This window comes from Paraburkholderia sediminicola, assembly GCF_046026895.1.
GTDB lineage: Bacteria > Pseudomonadota > Gammaproteobacteria > Burkholderiales > Burkholderiaceae > Paraburkholderia > Paraburkholderia sediminicola_C.
Genome location: NZ_JAQQEU010000166.1, coordinates 1 through 4,769, shown reverse-complemented (window position 1 = coordinate 4,769; position 4,769 = coordinate 1). Strand labels below are relative to the sequence as shown.

The window sequence follows — 4,769 nt, the reverse complement described above, 5'->3', positions numbered from 1 at the left end:
ACCACCGTGCACGTAATCCCCGCCGCCAGCACGACCCCCTCCGGCACCGCATCGATCTTCACACGCACCGGCACGCGCTGCGCGAGGCGCACCCAGTTGAAGGTCGGATTCACATCGGCGAGCAGCTCGCGGCTTTCCGGATTGTCGCGATCGTAGATGCCGCGCGAGATGCTCTCCACGTGGCCCTGCAAGGTGCCGCCGCTCATCAGCCGCACCTCGGCCTGGTCGCCGATGCGCACATGCGGCAGCTTGGTTTCCTCGAAGTACCCATACACCCAGAACGAGTGGCTATCGACGATCGCCAGCTTCGCCGCCCCCGCCGTCGCATAGTCACCCCGGAACACGCTCAGGTTCGTCACATACCCATCGACCGGCGATACCACCCGCGTGCGTGCGAGATTGAGCTTCGCCGCATCGAGCGCGGCCAGCGCCTGCTGGTACGACGCCTCGGCCGCCGACGCCGTATGCGTCGCGTTCTCGCGGCTTTCCTTCGACACCACCAGCGCGTCCAGATCGGCGCGCCGCTGCGCGTCGTCGCGCTTCATCTGCAGCTCGGCCTTGCGCGCGGCCACCGCCGCCTGCGCCTGTTCGACCGCGATCTGGTAGTGCGACGGATCGATCTGCATCAGCAGCTCGCCCTTCTTCACCAGCTGGTTGTCCTTCACCGGCAGATCGACGACCGCGCCCGACACATCGGGCGCCACGTTCACGATCTCGGCGCGCACGCGCCCGTCGCGGGTCCACGGTTCATCCATGTAATGGACCCACAGCACGCGCCCGATCAGGATCGCGACGATAAAGACAAGGGCTGTCGCGAGGAAGCCAACGAGATTTCGGATGGTCATGGTTCGACTCTGGTCAACGATAAACGGCGAGACCCAGCACGCCGCACACACATACGAGCAGACTGGCCCGGAACAGGGACGGATGCCACACCACGCGATACAGGCCCGTCCAGGCGATCACGCGGTCCAGCACCCAGGTGAGCGCCGCGCCCGCGATGAACAGCAGCACGATGGCCGGCACGTAGGCGTCGAGAACGGCGATGTCACGTGGCATGGGAAACTCCTTCTGGGGTGCCGGCCCGGTCGCTGCGTTCACCCATCAGGGGTTCGAGCGGGGATTGCGGATCGAGCAGCGCGGTACGGATGAAATGCAGCTGGCTGAGGATGCGTTGCAACTGATGCCGCTCCTCGCGCGGCGGCGTGAAGCTGGCGAGCAGCTGCTGGAGCGCGGCGATCGCGTCGGCGGTGCCCGCCAGCGCGCGTGCGAAGCGGTCCTCGCGCGGCGTCTCGAAGAGCGCGCTCAACGCGTCGCCCATCGTGCGCAGCGCCACGCGCCACGGCGCCGACTTCGCGTAGCGCGCCCCGGCCGGCAGCCCCGCGACCTCGCTGCGCAGATCGATCACCGCATTGCCCACCTCGAGCACCGAGAACAGCCAGCGCAAGGTGTCGCGCCGCAGCTCGGGTTCGTCGGGCGCGAGCGCGTTGATCTGGAACATCAGGTCGCGCGCGCCGCTCTCGAAGCGCGAGCGCACCCGGCGCAGGCCCGCGCGGCCCGCCAGCACCACCTGACGGCGCAGATCGACCAGCAGCCGGTTGCGCAGCCAGGGCGTGGACGGCGGCAGCAGCACCGCGAACGCCACCGACGACACCAGCATCGACAGCACCAGCGCCAGCGCGTCGTTCATGAATGCGCTGGGGTCGTAGTGCATCACGTTGTCGGGGCCGGCCAGAAAGCAGAAGAAGATGCAGTAGCCCACGCCGTAGCCGGCCAGCGCCGGCCGCGTGGTCATGAACACGCCGAACAGCAGGAACGGCGTGAGCGCGGCGCACAGCAGCGCGAAGCCGTCGATGTGCGGAAACACCCCGTACACCGCGAGCATTCCCATGAGCGTGGCGACCAGCGTGCCGGCGGCCATCTGGAACACGGTGCGCTTCGGATTGGGCGAGGACGACGCCAGCGCGCACACGGCGGCCGCGGTCAGCGTGAGGGTCGAGCCACTCGGCCAGGCGGTGGCGATCCAGAACGCGCCGAGCGCCATCATCACGAGGGCCGCGCGCAGACCCGCGACGCCTGCGGCGAGCGCGTTGGTCTTCGGCTCGTAGCGGTCGATCCAGCGCTCGCGCGCATGCGTGTCGAGCGCGAGCGACGCGTAGGTGGCCGCATACGCGTGCAGGTCGTCGATGAAGCGGTACAGCAGTTCGGCGCCGGTGTCGAAGTCGAGCAGCGGCGCGTCGGGATGCGTGAGCAGGTCGGCGCGGGTGGCGCGCACGCGTGCCGGCAGCGCAGCCCTGTAGGCGTCGAGCTGGGCGGCGGCGTGTGCGGCATCGGCGGCGCTCAGCACCGGTTCGCCGGACTTCGCGAGCAGCGGGGCGATTTCCCTGAAGTACGGTTCGAGCGCGGCGATCGCGATGGCCGCGCCGCTCGTGCGAGTCGTGCGAGTCGTGCTAGTCGTGCCGGTCGTGCGAGTCGTGCCGGGCGTGCCGGGCGTGTCGCTCGTGCCAGTTCCGCCGGCGCTGCGCAGCCGGTTCATCAGCTGATGCAGCGCGTGAAAGCGCGTCGAGGCGGTCATGAACTCGCTGTTCAGCCGCGCGAGGCGGCCGCCGCGCCGGCGCGAGTCGGGGCCTTCGAACACGGCCACGCTGCGCGCGGCCTCGAAGCCGACGATGTCGGCGACAAAGCGCGTGTTGGTCGCTTCGATGCGCGCGCGGTCGTTGTGCCCGGCCAGCGACGCCGACACGTACTCGACGAACGCCGAGAAGCGCGCGCGCACGGTGCTGCGCATCTGCAGGCCGGCGAACTGCGGGAACACGAGGCCGCTGACCGCGCCCGCGCAGACGATGCCGAGCACTACTTCGGCGACCCGCGTGAGCGCGCTGAGGAACGCGCCGTCCGGATGCTGCGCGGCGGGGATGCCGATCAGCGCGGCGGTGTAGCCGGCCAGCACGAAGCCGTACGAGCGGAAGTTGCGGTTGCGCGCGGCGCCCGCGGTGCACAGGCCGACCCACAGCGCGGTCGACACGATGAACAGCTCCGGCTGCTGCGCGAACAGGCCGGTCAGCGCGAGCATCACGACCAGCCCGACGAGGGTGCCGCAGATGCGGTAGAAGCTCTTGGCGAAGACCATGCCGCTTTGCGGCTGCATGACGATGAACACGGTGGTCATCGCGGTGCGCGGCTGCGGCAGGTCGAGCTTCATCGCGATGCCGAGCGCGAGAAAGCAGGCGGCGAGCGCCTTGAACAGGTAGACCCAGGTGAGGCCGTCGGTGCGGGCCCAGCCGGCGACGGCGGTGCGCAGGGCGGCGAGGGACGCGGGGCGTGTGCGGGCGGAGGGAGACGCGGACATGGGCGCTTCCTTACTCGGCCGCGGGGGCGGTGCCACTGGCGCGCGCGGCGGTTGCCGTGGTTGCCGTGGTGCTCGTGCGGGCCGCCTTCCCCTTGCCATGCCCCGGCAGCGTCTCATCCGCCTTCGGCCCGTTACCCGGTTCATCCAGCCCGCCGCCGAGCGCCGTCATCAGCGACGCATGCGCGCCCAGCCGTTCAGCCTGCACCTTCGCGACGCCTTCCTGCGCGCGCAGCAGCTGGTTCTGCGCGACCAGCACGTTCAGATAGTCGGTCAGCCCGCGCCGGTAACCCTCGCGCGACAGATCGTAGTTGCGCTGCGCCGCCGCCACCGAACGGGCCGCGTCCTCGGCCTGGGTCGCCAGCGAACGCAGGCGGATCACCTGGTCGGAGATGTCCTTCAGCGCGCCGACGATCGACTGGTTGTAGCGCTCCACCGCCTCGTCGTAACCGGCCGACGCCGCGCCGAGCTGCGAGCGCAGCCGCCCGCCGTCGAAGATCGGCAGCGACAGCGCCGGCCCCACGCTCCAGCTGTGCGACGGACTCTTCAGGAACTGGAACAGCGGCCCCATCGCCGCATAGCCGCCGATCGACGCGAGCAGGTTGATGTCCGGATAGAAGTCCGCCTTCGCGACGTCGATGCCGCGCGCCTGCGCGGCCACCGTCCAGCGCGCGGCGACCACGTCCGGCCGGTGGCCGATCAGCTCCGCCGGCAACGCGGCGGGCAGCCCCGCCGGCGCGGCGAGCGACAGCGCCGGACGGCCGATCGCGTCGCCCGCGCCCGGCCCCTTGCCGGCCAGCGCCGCGAGCTGGTTGCGGGCCAGCGCGATCTGCTCGTCGAGCGCGTCGATCTGGCGCTCGTACTCCGGCAGCGGCGTGGCAGCCTGGCTCACTTCGAGCTGCGTGCCGATGCCGCCCCGCAGGCGCCGGCTGGCCAGATCCACGATCTGCTGCTGTTGCTGCAGCGTGGCCTTCGCGATGTCGAGCAGCGCGTAGTCCAGCGACATGCCGATATACGTGCGCACCACGTTGGCCTGCAGTTCGAGCTGCGCGGCGCGGGCATCGGCGGCGCTCGCGTGGGCGGCGTCGAGCGCGCGTTCGGCGGCGTTGCGGTCCCGGCCCCACAGGTCCAGGTGATACGACAGGCCGAGCGTGCCGGTGTTGTTCCACGACTGCTCGCCGGCGAGCGGCCCCGGGCCGTAGTACACGTTGTCGGCCCACTGCTGGCGCCGGATCGACAGGCTGCCGTTGACCTGCGGCGCAAGCGCCGCGCGCGCGACGCCCGCCATCGACAGCGCCTCGCGCACGCGCGCCTGGGCGGCGGCGAGGCTCGGATTGCCGGCCTGCGCGGCGTCGATCCACGCGTTCAGCTGGGGATCGTCGTAGGCGCGCCACCAGTCGGCGGCCGGCCACCGGGCGTCGCT

At 70.9% G+C, this 4,769-nt stretch carries 4 protein-coding genes; all 4 read right to left on the bottom strand.

The window, feature by feature from the left end; all coding sequences use genetic code 11:
- The coding region (locus PQR02_RS39640) for an efflux RND transporter periplasmic adaptor subunit (RefSeq protein WP_408243261.1) at nucleotides 1-845 on the bottom strand (845 nt) is incomplete at its 3' end.
- 13 nt (nucleotides 846-858) lie between these two features.
- The gene (locus PQR02_RS39635) at nucleotides 859-1,059 is read right to left on the bottom strand and encodes a DUF1656 domain-containing protein (RefSeq protein ID WP_408243260.1); all 201 of its coding nucleotides are present in this window, start codon (nucleotides 1,057-1,059) and stop codon (nucleotides 859-861) included.
- Nucleotides 1,049-3,349, bottom strand: a complete 2,301-nt coding sequence (locus PQR02_RS39630; RefSeq protein ID WP_408243259.1) for an FUSC family protein — start codon at nucleotides 3,347-3,349, stop codon at nucleotides 1,049-1,051. Before PQR02_RS39630 ends, PQR02_RS39635 begins: the two co-directional genes overlap by 11 nt.
- Nucleotides 3,350-3,359: 10 nt before the next feature.
- The coding region (locus tag PQR02_RS39625; protein ID WP_408243258.1) for an efflux transporter outer membrane subunit at nucleotides 3,360-4,769 on the bottom strand (1,410 nt) is incomplete at its 5' end.